This is a genomic window from Megasphaera sp. UPII 135-E, from assembly GCF_000221545.1.
In the GTDB taxonomy this organism is placed as follows: domain Bacteria; phylum Bacillota; class Negativicutes; order Veillonellales; family Megasphaeraceae; genus Megasphaera; species Megasphaera hutchinsoni.
On the sequence record NZ_AFUG01000007.1, the window covers coordinates 73,586 to 92,799 of the forward strand.

Annotated in this window: 12 protein-coding genes and 3 pseudogenes; all 15 read right to left on the reverse strand. The window is 37.1% G+C overall.

The window, feature by feature from the left end:
• Positions 1–4: 4 nt before the first annotated feature.
• A pseudogene (locus tag HMPREF1040_RS01160) lies at positions 5–381 on the reverse strand (TnpV protein).
• The gene (locus tag HMPREF1040_RS01165) at positions 362–7,663 is read right to left on the reverse strand and encodes a DEAD/DEAH box helicase family protein (protein ID WP_007392133.1); all 7,302 of its coding nucleotides are present in this window, start codon (positions 7,661–7,663) and stop codon (positions 362–364) included. The pseudogene HMPREF1040_RS01160 and the gene HMPREF1040_RS01165 overlap by 20 nt, the downstream one beginning before the upstream one ends.
• Positions 7,664–7,745: 82 nt before the next feature.
• A pseudogene (locus HMPREF1040_RS08250) lies at positions 7,746–8,168 on the reverse strand (PDDEXK nuclease domain-containing protein); the annotation flags it as partial.
• 15 nt (positions 8,169–8,183) lie between these two features.
• Complete coding sequence (locus HMPREF1040_RS08255) at positions 8,184–8,777, reverse strand: DUF1016 N-terminal domain-containing protein (protein ID WP_007392121.1); 594 nt, start codon at positions 8,775–8,777, stop codon at positions 8,184–8,186.
• A 28-nt stretch (positions 8,778–8,805) separates the two neighbouring features.
• The gene (locus HMPREF1040_RS01175; RefSeq protein ID WP_000389423.1) at positions 8,806–8,985 is read right to left on the reverse strand and encodes an AbrB/MazE/SpoVT family DNA-binding domain-containing protein; all 180 of its coding nucleotides are present in this window, start codon (positions 8,983–8,985) and stop codon (positions 8,806–8,808) included.
• An 80-nt stretch (positions 8,986–9,065) separates the two neighbouring features.
• A complete protein-coding gene (locus HMPREF1040_RS01180) occupies positions 9,066–10,778 on the reverse strand; it encodes a DNA topoisomerase 3 (RefSeq protein ID WP_007392113.1) in 1,713 nt (570 codons plus the stop codon).
• A gap of 94 nt (positions 10,779–10,872) precedes the next feature.
• Positions 10,873–12,416, reverse strand: a pseudogene (locus tag HMPREF1040_RS01185) (CD1107 family mobile element protein).
• Entirely contained in the window at positions 12,391–12,630 is a 240-nt protein-coding gene (locus HMPREF1040_RS01190; RefSeq protein ID WP_000817944.1) for a hypothetical protein, read from the reverse strand. Before HMPREF1040_RS01190 ends, HMPREF1040_RS01185 begins: the two are co-directional and overlap by 26 nt.
• 11 nt (positions 12,631–12,641) lie before the next feature.
• Positions 12,642–14,774, reverse strand: coding sequence for a CHAP domain-containing protein (locus tag HMPREF1040_RS01195; RefSeq protein ID WP_007392101.1), 2,133 nt, complete (start codon positions 14,772–14,774; stop codon positions 12,642–12,644).
• A 3-nt stretch (positions 14,775–14,777) separates the two neighbouring features.
• Positions 14,778–17,207 (reverse strand): VirB4-like conjugal transfer ATPase, CD1110 family, encoded by a 2,430-nt coding sequence (locus HMPREF1040_RS01200; protein WP_007392019.1) that lies wholly within the window; start codon positions 17,205–17,207, stop codon positions 14,778–14,780.
• The gene (locus HMPREF1040_RS01205; protein WP_036257240.1) at positions 17,119–17,508 is read right to left on the reverse strand and encodes a PrgI family protein; all 390 of its coding nucleotides are present in this window, start codon (positions 17,506–17,508) and stop codon (positions 17,119–17,121) included. The genes HMPREF1040_RS01200 and HMPREF1040_RS01205 overlap by 89 nt, the downstream gene beginning before the upstream one ends.
• Before the next feature lie 3 nt (positions 17,509–17,511).
• Positions 17,512–17,775 carry a hypothetical protein gene (locus HMPREF1040_RS01210; RefSeq protein ID WP_000595839.1) on the reverse strand — a complete coding sequence of 88 codons (264 nt, stop codon included), beginning with the start codon at positions 17,773–17,775 and terminating at the stop codon, positions 17,512–17,514.
• Positions 17,776–17,792: 17 nt separating this feature from the next.
• Entirely contained in the window at positions 17,793–18,656 is an 864-nt protein-coding gene (locus HMPREF1040_RS01215; protein ID WP_007392131.1) for a VirB6/TrbL-like conjugal transfer protein, CD1112 family, read from the reverse strand.
• Between the two features lie 19 nt (positions 18,657–18,675).
• Positions 18,676–18,891 carry a Maff2 family mobile element protein gene (locus HMPREF1040_RS01220; protein WP_007392018.1) on the reverse strand — a complete coding sequence of 72 codons (216 nt, stop codon included), beginning with the start codon at positions 18,889–18,891 and terminating at the stop codon, positions 18,676–18,678.
• Between the two features lie 3 nt (positions 18,892–18,894).
• On the reverse strand, positions 18,895–19,206 hold the full coding sequence (locus tag HMPREF1040_RS01225) for a single-stranded DNA-binding protein (protein ID WP_007392107.1): 312 nt from the start codon (positions 19,204–19,206) through the stop codon (positions 18,895–18,897).
• Positions 19,207–19,214: the final 8 nt, after the last annotated feature.

Consider the following 19,214-nt stretch of genomic DNA (forward strand, 5'->3'; position numbering starts at 1 on the left):
CTGTTTATGCAAAAATAATTTCCTTTTCCACAATCTCCCTCGCACAAGCCCTTATGTTATTGAGGCATCCTGTCCATTCTAAGGCGTTTTCTGCCTTTAGCTGTTCCGTTATGCCCTGTGCCTGTTTCATACCCTCTATGAGCCTTTCAAAGCGTTCCTGTGCCTGTCTGTCAATGTCGGCAAGAGGTAAGCGTTAAGTCTGCCGCTTGTAAGAAGATTGGTGTATGTAACTTTACAGTGATGCTTCAGATAATCCAAATGCCGCTGTCCCCAGATGCCTATCGGCTGTTCTTCTTCGGCGGGTACAGTCAAACACGGTATTAAGTAATCGCCTTGCCTTTGATATTTGCCGCCCATTTCCTCAAAAATTGTCTTTGCCATTGTCTGTTACCTCCACATTCTTTTTTATTTTGAATGTCCGCAAAATCCGTCCTACATCGGCAGGACGCCATGGGACATCTAAATCATGAAGTGCAATCAGCTTGTTTTGCACATTCGTTCCGGCTCCCATTTTCTGTGTAGAACCCATCAAAATACGAATTTCGCCTTTTCTTACCTTTGCAAAGAGTTCATCCTTTTGCTTATCGGAATTTGCTTCATGGATAAAGGCTATTTCTTCTTTCGGTATTCCCATTGCCACAAGTTTTTCTCTAATATCATCGTAAATATTAAACTCTCCATCTCCTTTTGGAGTTGACATATCGGAGAAAAGAAGCTGTGTGGACTTATTTTCTCTTGTCTTATCCCAAATGGAAAAGACATTTTTCACGCACACATTGACCTTGCTGTCAGGATTATCCGGAAGCAGTGGATTGATTAAACGCTGATCTAAGGCGAGTTTCTTACCGTCATTGGTAATTTTAAGCATATTATCTTCGTCAGGCTCTACTACCCTGTTTCTCACATCATCAGCTCTTTCCGATAAGCTCTTTAGGATTTCCTTTTGCTCCTCACTTGGCAAAGTTTTAATAACTTCATAGTGTGCTTCAGGTGTTGGAAGATTAAGCATATCTGCTGTCTGAATATCCGCAACTTCTTTAAACATAGACATAAGTTCAGGAAGGTTATAGAACTTGGAAAATCTTGTCTTTACTCTGTACCCTGTACCTTCAGGAGATAATTCAAAAGCTGACTGCGTTTCACCAAAGGTAGAAGCCCAGCTATCAAAATGCTCCAAATTATTCTTTTTAAGGCTTTCATACTGAAGATAACGCTGCATAGTATAAAGCTCTGTCATCGAGTTACTGACAGGCGTTCCAGTGGCAAAGACAATACCTTTTCCACCTGTCATTTCATCCATGTATCTGCACTTCATAAACATATCGGAGGACTTAAAGGCTTCAGACTGCCCAATACCTGCTACATTTCTCATTTTGGTGTAAAGATAGAGATTTTTGTAAGTATGTGCCTCGTCAATAAAGAGCTTATCTACACCTAATTCCTCAAAGGTTATGACATCATCTTTCTTAAAATCATCGTTTAACTTTTCAAGCCTTGTTTCCAGCTTCTTTTTCGTTTTTTCAAGCTGCTTTACCGTAAAGTTTTGGTTTCTGTCATGCTTATATTCCTCCACATAGTTTATTATTTCATCAATCTGATCCTGAATATGCTTTTCCTGATATTCCTTACTCATCGGGATTTTTTCAAACTGCGTATGCCCGATTACAACGGCATCATACTCTCCTGTTGCAATTCGACCGATAAATCTTTTTCTGTTTTTCGGCTCAAAGTCTTTCTTATCTGCAACCATAATGTTAGCTGACGGATATAGCTGCATAAACTCACGACCGATTTGACCTGTTAAGTGATTGGGGACAACAAACAAGGACTTACTGCACATTCCAAGCCTTTTACTTTCCATCGCAGACGCCACCATTTCAAAGGTCTTACCACTACCTACCACATGGGCAAGCAAGGTATTTCCTCCATAAAGGCTTCTTGCTATGGCATTTCTTTGATGAGGTCTTAAATCAATTTCTGTGGTCATTCCCTCAAAGGAGAGCTTGCTGCCGTCATATTCTCTGTTACGGATAGAGTTAAAACGCTCGTTATATAACTTTACAAGCCTGTTTCTACGTTCTTGGTCACTAAATATCCAGTTCTTAAATTCTTCTTTTAGAAGCTCCTGCTTTTGTCCTGCAAGAAGCGTTTCCTTTTTATTTAATACAGAAGTTTTCGAGCCGTCCGGATTTACAATCTGGTCAAATACCTTTGTTTCTTTTAAGTTCAGTGCATCTTCAATCAGCTTATAGGCATTTACCCTCGATGTACCAAAGGTCATTTCAGCAAGGTCATTTCCTCTGTCCCTGCTCTTTCCTTCAACATTCCATTCACTTGTCAGATTTGAAAATTTAACCTTAATATCCCATTTGGCATATCCTGGAGTTTTCAGCGTTTCAAAGATAAATTTTTCAATATCCTTATTCGGTATCCAAGTAGCTCCGAGTCTTACATTGATTTCACTTGCTTCAAGTTCCTTTGGAAGAACTTTTGTAAGCTCTGCCTTTTGATATTCCAAACGGTTCATCTCATAGCTTATCAGCTCTTTTTCTCTGCCATCTTCCGCATAGCCAAGATGAGGCAACTCTCTTTCCGTTTGCCTTAACTTTGCAAGGTAGCTGTCTACAATAGCAATCTTATCTCTGATATTTCCGCTTAGGTACTCATCCTTTGTTACATAGCCGTATTTGTATGAATTACTGCCGTTTGCACAGGCAAAAGGTAGATCTCCATCTTCAAGGTTAAAAGATAATGGTCTATAAAAGTTTTGTTCTTCTCTGATGTTTAGATAGATTTCTCCTCTAAGTTCTTCTATCAAAGTCGGTCTGTCTTTATCTGTAAGGCTTCCCATATACTCAAAATCCACATATCCTTTTTCAGATACCGATAAAACAAGAGCTTCAAGGGAAGTATCTACATGTTCGATTGTCTTTGCTTTTGTAATGGTTCTTTTATTGAAAATATCTCCCTTTGCTTTGAAGTTTTCTTCTTCATCAAGGATTTCAATGGAAGAAACAAGCGGGAAGTTACTATCCTCTTTTAAGGCTCTGGTATTAGAAAGGTTATTGACATATCCATGCTTCTTAGAAAAGCTGTCATAAATTTCATTTAGTTTTTCCTGAGCTTTCTTTACTTCATCATCTGAAAAATCTTCTTTCTGTTTGTAAATAACATCCTTTAAGGCAACATTTAACTCAAGATAGTCCTTAATCTTTTCCTTGTTTTTATCCGTTACTTCCTTCTTTACAAATAGGGAGTTTTCTCTGTAATAAACTTCATCATCAATAATGGTGTAGGAGAAATTCTTGACATCGTCCGTTGCGGGTATTGTGCTGATTTCATCATCAAGTAGCTCTATTTCTTCATAATTAGCATTTTTAGCGATTTCTTCGCTTGCTTTTGTCAGTAGCTCCTTTAAGTCTGTGTTTTCTTTTGGCAGGCAAGCTATTGTATTCCCAAATCTTCCAGATATTTCTTCCATAGAACCAAGCACCTGTTCAGGATGATCAACAAAGTATTTGTTATATAAAAGCCCGTTTTCATCTTCAGCAAGGTGAATCCAGTCCTCATCCCTTTCTCTGATACTGTCCCTTTTCTTTAGGAAGATAATATCTGAGGTTACTTCTGTTCCTGCTACGCCCTTAAAGGTATCGTCCGGAAGTCTTATCGCTCCTAAAAACTCTGCTCTTGCTGCAAGGTAGCGTCTTACACTTTCGTCCTTTTTATCCATCGTTCCACTTGATGTAATAAAGGCGATAATACCGCCGTTTCTTACTTTATCAATGGACTTGGCAAAGAAATAATCATGGATAAGGAAGTTATTTTTGTTATACTCCCTGTCATTTACCTTGTATTCTCCAAAGGGTACATTGCCGATAATCGCATCAAAGAAGTTATTTGAGAAAGAAGTTTCTTCAAACCCTTTAATCTGTATATCACTTTCAGGATATAAGAGTTTTCCAATTCGACCGCTTACAGAGTCAAGCTCTACACCATAAAACTTAGACTTATTCATTTCATCAGGGATATTGCCTATAAAGTTCCCTATTCCCATACTTGGCTCTAAAATGTTTCCCTGTTTAAATCCCATATCCGAAAGCGTCTTATACACTCCGTCAATCACTGTTTTCGGTGTATAAAAGCTCGTTAAAGTAGATTCTCTTGCAGCTTCATATTCTGCCTGAGATAAGTTCTCTTTTAGAAAGCTCCTCGCTTCTTTCCACTGTCCGCCTTTTTCTTCATCGAATACATCAGCAAGTCCTCCCCAGCCTACATACCTTGCTAAAACTTCCTGAGCGGTAATATCTAAATCTCTCTCACCTCTTTCAATTCGATTTAACATCGAGATTGCTTCAAGGTTATTGTTTAATCTCTCACTTGGAGATAACTTGTCAGGTAGCGTTTCTTCTTTAATTTTGAAGTTATGAGCCTCAGCTTTCTTTATTTCAATTTCTTCAGTTGTCTTTTCAGGATTCTGATATGTCAGATTTTCAAATATCCTCTCAAGGTCGCCTTCCAGACGATAAGGAATGACATCGGAGCCTGTTATCATCCCGCCAAGATATTCTGTATTATCTTTAACTGTTACCGTCTTTAGATTATTTCCCATATCATCAAAGCGTGTGATGGTATAGTCTTTATCCTTGTATTTAACTTCATCACCGACAATAAAGTTCGGTCTTTTAAGGCTTATATGCTTCAGAAGATCCTCATTATCTGTAAAGGCTACAATCGGAATTTGATGATTGCCTTGTCTTACAGGATCAAGCCACAAGTCATTTCTTCCTGTGATTTCATTTTTAGAAATTTCTCTGACTTTGTATTCTTCATGATGAAAATAGACTGTATCACCTGCTTTAACTGCCAAATCATCTAAAGGACTTTCCTCTTTTTCATTCAGCTCAACTTCTTCTCTATCCTTTAGGTAATCAAATAAGGTAGCTTGAACTGTGTCAGCCCTTCTAACTTCTTCTGTTTCTTCAGGTGCTTCAAGTTCTTTTTCTACAAAGCTAAGTTCTCCGTTAAAGACAGACTGAAGCTCCTGCTCATCCATCTGCTTTTTAAGTTCTGTATCTTTCAGCTCTCTAAAGGTCTTTGGAAAATCTTCTAAAATAAGCCTTTGGGCATTTAATTCCTTTAGTTCTTCAAGATTAAAATATCCCCATTCAGATTCAATCCCAAGTACCAGTCCAAAGGCATCGCCGCTTTCTCTATCATATTCCGTCATATACCAAGTCCAATTAGAACGGAAAGGAATGATATATGCAGCATGAACCTCTTTATCCGCTAAAGCTACATCCTCCTGTGCGTAAAGCTCCGGCACTCTTTCAAGCATTTCATCGGTCATTAGGTTTTCAGGATCATCTTTGGAATAATATTGTGGTTCTTCAATCTCTGACTTGTTTTCTGTTTCCTTTTCTTCAAGATAAAGATTTTTAGAAAACAGCTCGTCGATATGCTTTGCAACACTTGTCCAAGTAAGAAACACATCATTACAATCATTTTTCTGTAATTTAAGTCCCTTAGCATCGTGCCATTCATCACTTCCCATTGCTCCGGAAACAGCATGGGAATGTCCTCCAATTCCATATTCGTCTTTTAAGAAATTCGCTTTTTCCTGAAGCGTATGATTTTCTTTAAAAAACTTGGTGATTCGTTCTTTTCCTCTATCAACGCCACTTCCTCTTGAAAGACTTTCAAGGACTTCATCTTCTGTAATAAAGGACTTTACCTTCGGAAGTTCTGTCAAATTGGTGCTATATTCCTTTCGTGGCAGCTCAAGTTCTTGTAGTTTCTGATAAAGGCTATCTACCTTGTGATAGTGAAACCTTAGTACATTTCTATTTTCTTTGTATCCTTCTAAAAATCTGTCATATTCTCTGATTGTTTCTTTCAGATACTCAGGATTTTTTAATGCTTCAGATAATCTTTTTGTTTCTTCCGGAAAGCCCCCGCCTCTTTCATAAAATTTAAAATATCCTTGCTCTTTTCCTTCTTCACTTAAATCATGCGATAGATACCATAGAGATTCTGAAATCCGATCTCTTTCATAATCAAGAGCTTCTAAGAGCTCTACATTTGTAGCAAATTCCCCACTTTTAAGAAGTTCATTTATCCTCTTTGCAGCATCATTCCAGTTTAAGACCTGCGTATCATCTTCTCTTGCAGAAGTTCCATAGGCTAAATGAATGCCTTTATCCGAATACCAGGAAGATACTTCTCTTTCATCAATGTAAAACCCGTTTCCGCCTTTAAAGGTATCTTTGAGGTATTCTCCCAATTCTTCTACTGTTTTTTCTTTGGAAAACTCAGCAATAACAGGAAGTCTGCCGCCATCGTGATTTCCTCCGTTAATAAGGACGGTATCTATATCATTCTCAGTTAGCGGAATCGTAAGGCGTATCTGTCCATAGGAATTTTCTGGTAAAGAAAAAGAAGCCTTTTCAGCTTCTCTTATCTCTGCCTCAGTATTTTCTTTTAGATTTCCACTACTTCCTTGATGGTCATTTCTTTGAGAGCTGAAATCATCGCCCCATACTGCGGATTGTTCTCGTCCTCTATCTTCCAAGCTGCCATCAGTTTCGGTTTCTCTGTTCTCATAAATTCTATCGCCTGTTTCTGAATGTCCATCAGGTGTCCTGTCAACTTCTTCTCCTTGTATAGATCTACTAACATCTCGAAGTGGCTCTGCTCCTCGCTCTGTGAAAGAAACTCCAGCCTCATCACTGCGTAGGTCGGATTTGGATACTTCCTTATGAAGTCCGTCTCTTCCTCCAAGCTGTTTAGCGTATTCTCCCTGATTTTCTCTATTATCTCGTCTGTACTCTCCATTTCGGAGAACTCGCTCGTTTTCATTTCTTCCCTGATCATCTCGTCGAAGTACATATTCTTCTACCTCCTCCAATTCTTCTTTAATCTTATTATATCCCGCTTCTTTTCCTCTTAAAACTTCTTTTTGAAGCTCAAGTTCTTTGCTTTTTTGAATGGTCGCATCAATAATCTTTCCGCTAATATCCGATACGGTTTCACCAAGACTCATTAGAGATATGCTGTCAAGTCTTTGAAAATTCTCTCTTAAAAGCTCGTAATCTATCGAATAATCTAACTTAAATCTTGACGCTACCGCATAGCTTACCGAGTCCCTTACAAACTTGGTAAAGGATATTCTATCCTCATCCGCTACTCTAAGTTCATTCATTAAGGTATCTATTTTTTCATCACCGTAGAGTCTGCTTAAAGAAAAGATGTTTTCAAGTGTGCTTTCACTTTCCTCATAGCCCTCGCTTTTTATCATTTCCTTTAACACATCTTGATGATTTTCTTTGTCAAACTTCCAAAGATTTACTTCATTGACATCTCTGTTTCTTGAAACTGTCTGACCTATATCAAAAATATAGTCCACTTTTTTGAATGTGCCATAGTTCTCTAAAATGGGGATCCCTTTCTGTCCTCGCATTACTGTTCGATTAAAACGTTCCCTCCAGTAGTCAAACTTGGCACAAGCTATTGCTTCAGGATTTTTATCATAGATACTTAATTGACTTCTAAAGTCATATCTTTGATTGCTTCCGACAACCTTTAAGAGCTTCAGATACTCTGCTTCACTATGAAGCACATCTTGTTTTATTAGCTCCAAAATGTTATGAAAATCATTTATTCGCATTTTTACCTCCTTCGTTTTTCCAAACAAAAAAGGCGGTTAGATTTTACTCTAATCACCTTTTACGCATTATATTTATTAAATTTTATTCGTTTGTTTCTTCCGCAATATCTACATATTCTTTTAATTTTCGTTGCAACAAATTCTTATCTATCAGTTTTAATGTATACTCCGATACCATTGTAGGCGAAAGACTTCTACTTAATGCAAATTCTACTACCTCATCATCTTTTGAGGCACAAAGGATTACTCCTACGCTTGGATTTTCAGTTTGTTTCTTTACTTCTCTATCCAGTGCTTCTAAATACAGGTTCATTTTTCCGATATATTCCGGCTTAAACTCTCCAATTTTTAATTCAAATGCAACTAAACAAGATAGTCCCCTATGATAGAACAACAAATCTACATAGTAATCATGATTGCCAACCTGTACCCTATACTCATTACCTATAAAGGAAAAATCTTTCCCAATCTCTAAAATAAAGTTCTTCAGATTCTGGAGAATTGACTTCTGAAATTCTCTTTAATTTCCAATCTTGGGAGCATCAAGAAATTCTAAAACATAACTGTCCATAAACAAATTATGCGTCTCTTGTTTTGCCCTTTGTATAGCAGGCAAATCGTTACTATTTGAAAGCATATAACGTTCATAATAGCCACTGTCCATCTGCCTTACCAACTCTCGGTGAGTTAGATTCTCCTTAATTGCTAAGTTAATGTAGAATTCTCTTTCTTCTTTACTTTTAGATCCTGACATTATTTTCAAATGATTAGACCAGCTCAATTGTGTCAACAACGTTGACACTTTTTCATCATCCTTATATAGCTCATAGAATTGCCTCATTCTATAAAGCCCCCTACGAGTAAATCCTTTTAAATCAGGATAATTTTCAGAGAAAAAATCGGCAACATTTTCCACAAAATTTGACCCATAACCTGCTTCTTTACTTTTCTCACTTATATACTTTCCCACTTCCTGATACATCAAAATCAATTCTTCATTGACTTTTCTATAAGCACGATCCTTTGCACTTTCGACAATCTTAACAATATCATCAAACTGATGATTATCTTTTCCAATATCTGTATTCTGCAATACCATCTTATCCTTATTCATTGTTTCACCTACCTCTAAAAACGTGCTGTTATTTTTTAATGTTTTCTTCAATAAAAGCCTTAGAATTTTGAATTTGCACTTTATCTTTATTAACTACAAAAGTAACATAATCTCCATTTTCTAAATTTAAAAGTTCCCTTATCCTTTTCGGAATAGTAACCTGTCCTTTTGCCATAACTTTTGCAGTATCCATAAATATATCTTCCATATTTACTTCCTTTCGCCCTACTTTTCCTACAAAATTATAGCACTTTTGGAGTATTTTTTCCACTCTGAATTAGTTATCTCTTACTTACTATATGTCAGAACAACCTCTTTTATTTCATTTTCAATCGCTTCTAAAAATTCTTCCTTTGAAGATTTCCCTTTGGCAATATCCGCTAATTCCATTTCCCACTTTGCAGTTGTTTTCGCTGACTTAAAGGTATCGGATACTATTGTTACAAGGCTGATCCCCTTATGCGTGGCAATCAAATTTTTCTTATCTCTTTCGACAAAACCCTTATAGATTAAGTTTTCAATAATTCCGGCCCTTGTTGCAGGTGTTCCAAGTCCCTTTCTTTCCACTTCTACACCTTTTTCTAAGGCTTCATTTCCTGCAATCTCCATAGACTTTAGAAGCGTATCTTCAGTGAAGTGTTTCGGTGGTTGAGTAAATTTTTCTTTAATCTCTTTATTTTCAATACTTAAAACATCACCAATACTTACATCAGGCAATACAGCATCTTCACTCTTTTTTGATTTATATTCTTTAAGGTATTTGCTAAAGCCCTCGTCTCTAATTACCCTTCCTGAACTTGTAAATTCAAACCCGTCAAATTCAGCTACAATCTTTGTTGTGTTTTCCACTAATGGATAGCCTACACTTGCGTGAAGCTTATTAGAAATAAGCCTATATGCTTTTGTTTCACTATCAGGGATACTCGATAAATCTTTACTCAACGAGCTTACTGTCGGAATAATAGCGTGATGATCCGTAACTTTTTTTGAGTTAAATACCGTCTTGATACGCTCTGTATCAAAATCATTTTTTCCTAAAATGTTATTGACCGTACTTACAATCATATCTTCCGTTAAGCATCTGCTGTCTGTTCTCGGATAGGTAATAAGTTTCTTTTCATATAGGCTTTGAGCATAATCAAGCGTCTGCTTTGCTGAATATCCAAAATATTTATTACACTCTCTTTGAAGTGTTGTTAGATCAAAGGGTAAATCCGGCTTTGTAATCTTTTCTTTTTGAATGACATCAGTTATTTCAATATTATCGCCTATTAAATTAATAAGCTGCTCTGCGGTTATTTCATCTCCAATTTTGTCTGTCGATAATGTAAAGCCGTTCATAGAAAGCTCTACGGTGTAGTATTTTTCTTTCTTAAAATTACTTATTTCTTCATCTCTTTTTACAATCATGTAAAGTGTTGGGGTTTGCACTCTCCCGACACTGTAATTTTGCTTATACAGGCAAGAATAAAGCCTACTGATATTCATTCCGACAAGCCAGTCTGCAATAGCTCTTGCCTGTGCCGATTCAAAGAGCTTATCGTAATCTTCACCATTCTTTAGATTGGAAAATCCCTCTTTGATAGCACTATCTTCCATTGACGAAATCCAAAGACGCTGCATTTTCTTTTTGCATTTAGCTTCATTATATACCAGTCGAAAAATACTTTCTCCTTCTCTTCCCGCATCGCACGCATTGATAACTGTATCAATCTCCTTATCATTCATCAGCTTTTTAAGTATATTGAACTGCTTTTTTGTAGCCTTTGCCACTTCAAATTTGTACTGCTTCGGAATAATCGGTAAATCCGATATATTCCACTTAGCGTATTTTTCATCATAAGCGTCCGGATTTGCCATCTGAATTAGATGACCTACGCACCAAGATACCTTATATCCATTTCCCTCATAGTATCCATCTTTCTTTTTTGTAGCTCCTATTACCTTTGCAATTGATATAGCTACACTCGGTTTTTCTGCTATCACAAGTATATGTTCCATGTATATTTTTCCTCCTGCTTTCATTGTAAAAGGGCGAAAGATTTTACTCTCCCGCCCTGCGTTTGCACCCATAACAATATATTTTAAGATGCATTTATTCTTCATCATAAGCTTCTGTTTCTTCTGCTTCTCCTATTTCTTCCTCACTTTCCGCTTCCGAAAAGAAATCATCATCTTCTTCCTCTAATGATTCAAGCTCCTTATCCTCTTTCTTTTTTACGACCTTAAAGTAATAACCTGCTCCTAATGCTCCGCCTATAACAAGAAGCATAATAATGTATGTTCCTAAATTACTCTTTTCTTCTTTTTTCTCAGGCTTTACTTCTTCCTTAGTTGGCTCCTCTTTGCTAATCTCCTGCTTCGGAGCTTCTTTCTTTTCAACCATATTTAGAAGATCATCTTCAGATACTTCCGTTAAAAGCATTACATTTTCTTGTGTCTCATCGTGGTTGATGATGAGATGGAAGGTCTTACCGTTTTTCGTTTGAAAGGTAATAAACTGCCTTGCATCAGCAGAATACAGTTCTGTTTCTTTGTTATCACCGCTATCCCCGTGATGAATTGGATAGTCCTTATTCGCATTGTCCTTATTTTCCGTAACGGTTCCTCTTGCCTTTGATGGAGCAGAAGCTACTCCCTTATTAGTATTTACAGTCTTACTTGTCCCGTCCATAGATGAATCCTGATTGTTATTGGCAGGAGCTTTCGGTGTCAGCTTATTAGGGTAGCGAATATCTTTCTCTTTCGTTTCAGAATTACTTGTATCTTTTACAGTATTTTCTGAACTCGCCTGTGTAGTTGTGCTTTTTCCTGTGTTGTTTACAGGTGTTTGATTTGAAATGCCTGAGTTTGTCTTAATTCCGGAAATAGGGCTGTTCGGTGCAGACGGATTAGATATTACGGGAGCCTTGTTTGCTTCATTTGCCTTTTCCTCAAGCTCTTTAATCTTTTTATTCAGCTTATCCATTTCCTTCTTCATGTCTTCTGATAAGTCCTTATTTTCCTTATCTTTTTTTGTTTTTCTTTCAAGCTTTCAATCTGGGCTTCAAGTTCTTTAATTTTTTCTTTCTGCTTATCACTTAATTTGTCTTTATCCTTCATTTCGCTATTTAACTTATCAAGTTTTTCCTGAAGCTCCTTTGCATCTTTTTCCATTTTAGAAATATCATCTTTAGAAAGCTCTGTCTGCGTTGACTTATCTTCCGTCTTTGGAGTTTTCGTCTGCGAGCTCTCATCCTCTTTCGGCTTTTCTTCTTCTGTCTGAGTCTCTTTATCTTTAGCCTCAGTCTTTGCTACCTTTCGGATAATTTCATCATTTCCATCGCCTTTTACTTCATAAAATAGAAACCCATCAATAAATTTCATATTATCAGGGAGCATTGGCAGATCGCCGCTGTCAAGAAGCTGTCCTTTCTCAGCCTTTATCTTTTCTTCCTTATAAACTTTTTCATCTTCAAAGATATACTTTACATTTACTTCCACTTGTGTTTGGACAGCTTTATCGCTTGTAGGTGCTTCCGTTAAGCTTTGCTCATGAGCATAAACAACTGTCCAAAGACCCAAAAGGCAGCTTATACTTACAACGACTGCAAGTGCTGCTGTCCAAAACTTCTTATTCTTTTTCCAACTGGTTTTCATTTGACTTCTCCTTTTTCATTTCTACTCTTTGTCTGTTTACCTTTGCCATCAAATCACTGATTGTAATGTTGTTCTTTCTGCAAATGGCAATGATTTCTTCGTTTTCAAGTTCTTCTTCACGAATAAATAAAGGCTCCAATTCTTCATCAATCAGAGCCTTTTTATCCTTCAACTTCTTTATTTTGTTTTTCACTACCGTTAATTCTCGTTTCACATTGTTACCTCCTATTTCTTTACGTTTGGTGGGAATCCAAATCCTACGGGATGATGCTTGCAGAAAGACGCAATCCAATTGTCTAAAGTGGTTACTCTTATTCGTCCAATATTATCCATAACTTTACCATCTCCAATATAAATTCCTACATGACCATAGGTAAGTCCTGCTGTGCTTCCGCTACTACTGCTTTCCACCGCTACAAGCATTCCCACCTTGAGTTTTGACCTGTCTGATGTAAAAGTATAGTTTCGGTACATATCGCAGGCATTTCCGCCAATATATCCAAGCCCTGCATTTTGATAGACCTGTGATACCCACATGGCACACCAGCCTGCACCTGGAGATGGCGTGATGTATGCAGCATTAACAATCTTCTTTTGAACTTCACTCGATGCTTCATACTCAACTCCACCACCTACGCCACCATTTGCACTGATAAGGTCAGAATTTCCAAAGGCTTCTCCCATATTTCCTTGTGCAAGAAATAAGGCTTCATAGTGCTTTAGGTTGTCTGGATAGTTTGCAAAGATCTTTCGGATAATGCTGTCCATCTCTTTTTTATGCAGCGTTACAATGAGCTTTTTATACTCATAAGGTTCTTCATGACTTTCGGTATATTCGTTGCCATCTTCATCGGTATAGGTTTCTGTAACTGTCCTGTATCTGATTTCAACTTCTTCCCTATATTCAAGGTCATACATGGACTCAAATAATTCTTTTAATATGGATTCTACTTCCGATACACTCTTTACCTCTCCACATCTTGATGTAATGTAGGATAAAAGCTCATGGACATTATGACCAATATACTCTGTATTATTTAAGATGTACTCGTCATAGCCGGGATAGTTATTTTTGACATGATCAACCTCATTTTGAAACTCACTCTCCATAGCGGAAAAGCTCTGATTGATTTCATTTAGGACATTTGGCTTTGACAAATAGCTTGTTGTAAGAACAGAACTTGTGGAGTTCATAAAGCCTGTCATTCCCGTTCCTGCAAAGTTGATAAAGAAAGTTCCCAAAATAATAAGACCTATGAAAATAATCATAAGTCCCTTTGCTTTTCTTACTATAAATTTCTTTGAGCCTTTCAACGAGCCGATGAGGTTTTCTTTAATCCGATCTCTGAGCCTTGACTTATTCTCACGACGAATGGCTGCCTTTACCTGATTTTTCTTTTGAAATCTTTTATAGGCATTTGCTCTTTTATATTCATTCGTCTTTTTCAGTTCCTCTTTGGCATCACGAAATTCAAGCTTCGATTTTCGCTTCCTGATTTTATAATCCTTATTTGTAAGATCGTATCCTCTCTTCGCCTTTTTCTTATCAGAATATTTCTTTATGCCATGAATGAGTTTAGAGCTTGCGTCCGCCGTCTTTTCTCCTGCTTCCACCCCTTTATTTTCATCACTTCCATGAGAAAGATAATCCCTTACGGTTTCACTTCCTTTGACAAGTCCTGAAAGGGCAGATACCTTTATCATATCTTTCTTTAGCTTTTTCCTCTGCTCTTTAGAAAGGCTACTATGAACTTTTTCGCTTGCAGCATCTTTTCCAGTCTTTTTACCTTCAGATTTATTTTCCTTTGGTGCATCGTCCTTTTTCCTTGTATAAAGGCTTTCGGTGTAGTTTTTCCTCTTATACTTTCTCTTTTTAGCCTCATGACTTTTAGAGGAACTTCCAAAAAACTCATCTTTTTTATGGAGATTATCATCCACATCATAGGTCGATTCAAAGTAGTCGCTGTCCCTAAAGTCATTATCATATCTGTCTATAATCCCGTCATTATCAAGGTCTTTTCCTAAAGGATCATAGATTTTTCCATCCTTTACCTCCGTAATATAATCCGATCTTCCTGTTTCACTTACAGCAGCTACACTATCCTTATCAAAAGCTCTATATCTTGCGTTTCTCTTGGATGTTCCATCAGTCTTTTCATTATCAGAACTTACCTTACTTATTTTCTTATGAACCTTGTCCTGAAATCTGTCTTTGTCATGGACGATTTTTCCTCTGTAATCATCGTTGTGCTTTAGCTTACTTTCTTCAGATGTAGTGAATGTTTCACTATGGATCATTTCTCTTTCAAGACTTTCCTTATGCCTTTCCCTAAAATCCTTTTTCAGCTTTTTTCCCATAGGCTACCTCACTTCTTCAGGTTTGGTAGTCATCTTCTGATAGAGAATTGTATCTTTCGGGAACTTATCAAGGAAAGGAACAATGGTATTGCCAAAGAACAGTAGTCCCTCGCCCTCATTTGAGTTGGTAACATATCTAAGCTGAGGAAGTGAGATTTTAAGTTTTCTTGCTAAAATTTCTCTGTCTCCTGACGCTTGATTTAGCATTAAGACAAAGTCGGTATTATCAAAGATATTTTCAATTTCCTTACTCATAAGTAGGTCTTTGACATTTTGCGTAATACCTGTTGGAATACCTCCCCATTTTCTAAAACGCTTCCATATTTCCACAGAATAAGATGCTGTCTGCTCATCTTTTAATAGCAAGTGAAACTCATCTATATAGTACCTTGTAGCCTTGCTTCCTCTATTTTGAGATACTTTATTCCACACCTGATCCTGTATAACAAGCATTCCTATTTTCTTTAGCTGACTTCCAAGCTCTTTAATATCAAAGCACAGGAGTTTCTTATTTAAGTCCACATTTGACCTGTGATTAAAAACATTAAGGGAACCTGATACATAGATTTCCATCTCCGTTGCCAGCTTTTTACCGACCTTTTCTTCCTGTCCTTTTAACATATCGTATAGGTCTTGAAGTATTGGCATATTGTCAGGAGTTGGATTATCAAAATACTTTTCGTAAATCTTAGGTAAGCACCTGTCTATAACGGACTTTTCTTCTGCCGTAAGTCCACTGCCACCAACTACAAGCTCCAGCATACTCATAATGAAGTTTGCTTTGTCTTTCAGTGGCGCATCCCCATCGCCATAGTTCATATTTATATCAAGGGGATTTAGGTAGTCTTTCGACTTACTGCTGACTTTAATGACTTCTCCATTAAATTGTCTTACAAGGTTTCCATACTCCCCTTCCGGATCGCAGATAATCACATCATCGTCCGTTACTAAAATTGCATTTGCCATTTCTCTTTTAGCACTAAAGGATTTACCACTTCCAGGAGTTCCGAGGATTAGACCGTTTGGATTTTTGAGTTTTTTCCTATCTGCCATAATCAGGTTATGGCTTAAGGCATTTAGTCCGTAATAAAGACTGTTACTTGAATTGATAAAAAGCTCCTCTGTGGTAAAGGGCATAAAAACTGCCGTAGATGATGAGGTTAGTCCTCTATCTATCTCAATCTTGTTTACGCCAAGAGGTAGCACGCTGATAAGTCCTTGTTCTTGCGTATGGTCAAGTCTTTTCAGCTTGCAGTTATGCTTATTTGCAATGGAACTTATCTGAGAGATTGTGTTATCAAGCTTTTGCACCGTCTTTGCAAAGTTCATAAAGACAATACTTACTACAAACATTCGCTCATCTCTTGTCTGTAAGTCCTTTAGGAGGCTTTTTACATCTTCTCCATAGGTGATTAAGTCCGATGGAAGAATGTCCATATCATAACCGCTTCTTACCGCTTTCTTATTTTCCTCAATTTTCATCTTGTCAATATCGGTATTTTTTCTCTTTACCATTTTAATAGCCTCCGATTGGTCGATTGCCTTAATATGAAATGAAATATTGATGTTATCATCAATATCCAAAAACTCGGCAAGCATACGGTCTGAAAGCTCACTTGCAAGAATTTGAAAATGACTTACTGCCCCGATAAATTTTCCAAACTTAAAATACCTTGACGGAGTAAAGTTAAATTCATCAGGAGCAATATATGTCTTTGTGCTTTCCCTTTTCTTTAAGTCCTTGTATGAAAATTCAAAGGTCTTATTGGGATTTAATATATCGTGAAGTATCTTTAATCTTTCTTCTCCTGTAAGACTTTCAGCACGAACACCCATACTCTTGAGATTAGATAATATATCTATCTCCAGTCTTTCAAGTTTTGATGTTGCCTGCTCTAAATTATCCGCTTCTACTGTAAAGGTTACATACTTTGATTTTTTCAGTCCGTTATTTCCCTTTACAATCTGACTTTTAAGCATCTCTCTAAACTCAAGACGTATATCGTCAAAACCGTCCTTTTTATCCGGTATCTGAATTGCCGACTTCATTTCTTCGTTTCGTCCGAGTTGATTGATATATGAAAACTCAATACTGATGCTTGGATCAAAGGAATTTAGAAAATTTGCAAACTGATTAAAAATCAAGTCTCGATCTTCATCTAAGGCAAGTTGGTAGTTAATATCCTGAAAGGCTATGCTTTTACTAAAGTGCTTTTCGTCAAGCTGACATATACCGCTTTTTAAGAGTCTAAGATAGGGAATGGTATCTTCGACAGTATATCTTTTTGGTTCTTTTCTAAAAATAAGGTCAAGTAGCCCGCCTTTATCTTTTTTAGATTTTCCCTTATTTTGCTTTAAGTCCTGTCTTTGACTTCTTAACATCTTTTTGTTTTGTTCTAACTTTACCTGCTGAATCTTTCTTTTGTCTTTCAAGGTAAACCTCCTTTCTCACTCTTTTTTGTGGTTGATAAAACTTATGAAGGTAAATATATTTAAAATATTTCTCAAATGTCAGTCCGTCCTTTTCAAAAAGAGTGATGAAAAATATAGGGAGTGTGGACACAATGAGAAATATGACGGCAATATCATTTGGAACGACCTTTAGCATAAATAAATAGACTGGTAGTCCTACCAGTCCTGCGAGTGTGAAACCTATCATCTGCCTTTTGGTTAAGTTAAAAGCTACCTTTGTTTTTACCTTCTTTAGGTCTTTTGGGATTGGTACATACGCCATAACTTACCTCCCATCTTCTTTTTCCTTTGAAAGCTCTGCCATGTGTTCATAAACAGAGCCGATTTCTTCCTGAATGCTTTCTATCTGTTTATCTGTATTTTTGTTATATCTTTCCTGCAAAATACAAAAGTCATTATGGCAGCGACCGATGTCTTTTGTTCTTTCTTCCAAGTCATTAATCTTGCTAAAAAGTTTGATTCTATCAATCACCGCTATAACACCTGCTCCGATTACTACTGCTGTAAATACTGTTTTTCTTTTGATCATCCTATCCTTCCTTTCTGTTAGTGTGCATTTAATACGCTTTTGGCCAGAGTTCCGCTCTTTAGCATCATTAACCCCAGCAAAACCGCATATCCAAGTATCGTCATGGTACTTGTGTGTATATCTGTTATCTGTATTGTTTTAACTAATACTGCGTATATTCCAAGACAAACCATTAAAAAGAGTCCTTGTAGCCCAAGTGCAAATAGTCCTTTGATATAGTTTGTGCTAATTTGTCCCCACTCTTTGTTTCCCATTGTGGCAAATGGAATGGCTGAAACCGATGAGTAAACATAAATCTCAAACATTCTTCCGTAAACCACAAGCATGATTACAATGGAAATTACCTCTATGGCAACCTTTATGAGTGAGGTTTCAAAGAGAATCATAACAAGCTCTCCAAGCCCCTTTTCTTTTAAGGTATCCATCATTGCCACTATCTGATCTCCGGAAATGGTGGCAGAGGTATTTATCACCCCTGCCGCCTTATTTACCATATGTTGTGCCACATCAAAGACCGCCATTGAAAACTCAAAAGCATGAGATACTAACCATACAGCAATCCACATCTTAATGATGTACTTAAAAAATTCAAAGGTGTCCGTATCATGCATATTGTTCTTTTGCATTACCATATTGATAAGCTCAATACAAAGGACTGCTGTGATGATTAGTCCCGCTATGGGAATAATGACGGAATCGTTAATGCTTTTGATAAAGGCAAATACATCTCCGTTCCACCCCATGGGAGTTTTTCCTACATCTGTTGCAACTGCACCAACTTTATCGTTGATGTCAAGAAACATGGACTCTAAGTTTGCTTGGATACCGCCCAGTAGAAGTTCCTTAAAAAATTCTTCTATCTTGTCGAATATTCCAAACATCTAAGCTCTCCTTTTCTTCTTACTTGAGTACATTGGCAAGAAGTGGAATCAGCTTAAGTCCGATTAGGACAATACCGCCTCCTGCCATCAGCTGCTTAATACCTTGAGATTTTGCACCCGGATTGTCATTGCCATATCCTTCCATCAGGTTGATAACACCCCATGCTCCAAGTCCTGCACCTACTGCCATTACCAAAATCTTTAATACATTAACTGCCTGTGTAAAAAAATCCATAATTTATTCCTCCTCGCTTTCTTCTTTCTTTTCAATCTTGTTATATGACTTCACAACAAAGTTTTTGTAAGTCTTTCCCTCTTTTTCACGCTTCTTAAAGTAACCAAAGATATGAATCAAATCGCCTTTTTCAAAGTCCTTTGCTTTCTCCGATTTTTCTCCATAGGCTGCACAGTTGATATACTCCTTGCCTTTCCCGTACTTTTTTACAAGCGTGAAGTTTGCAACCTCAACAGTTTCTCCCTCTTTGTCAAAACTTGAAAAAGTTGGTTCCGCCACTAAGTTGGCATTGATGTTAATCATTTCTTGCTTCATCTTTTTTG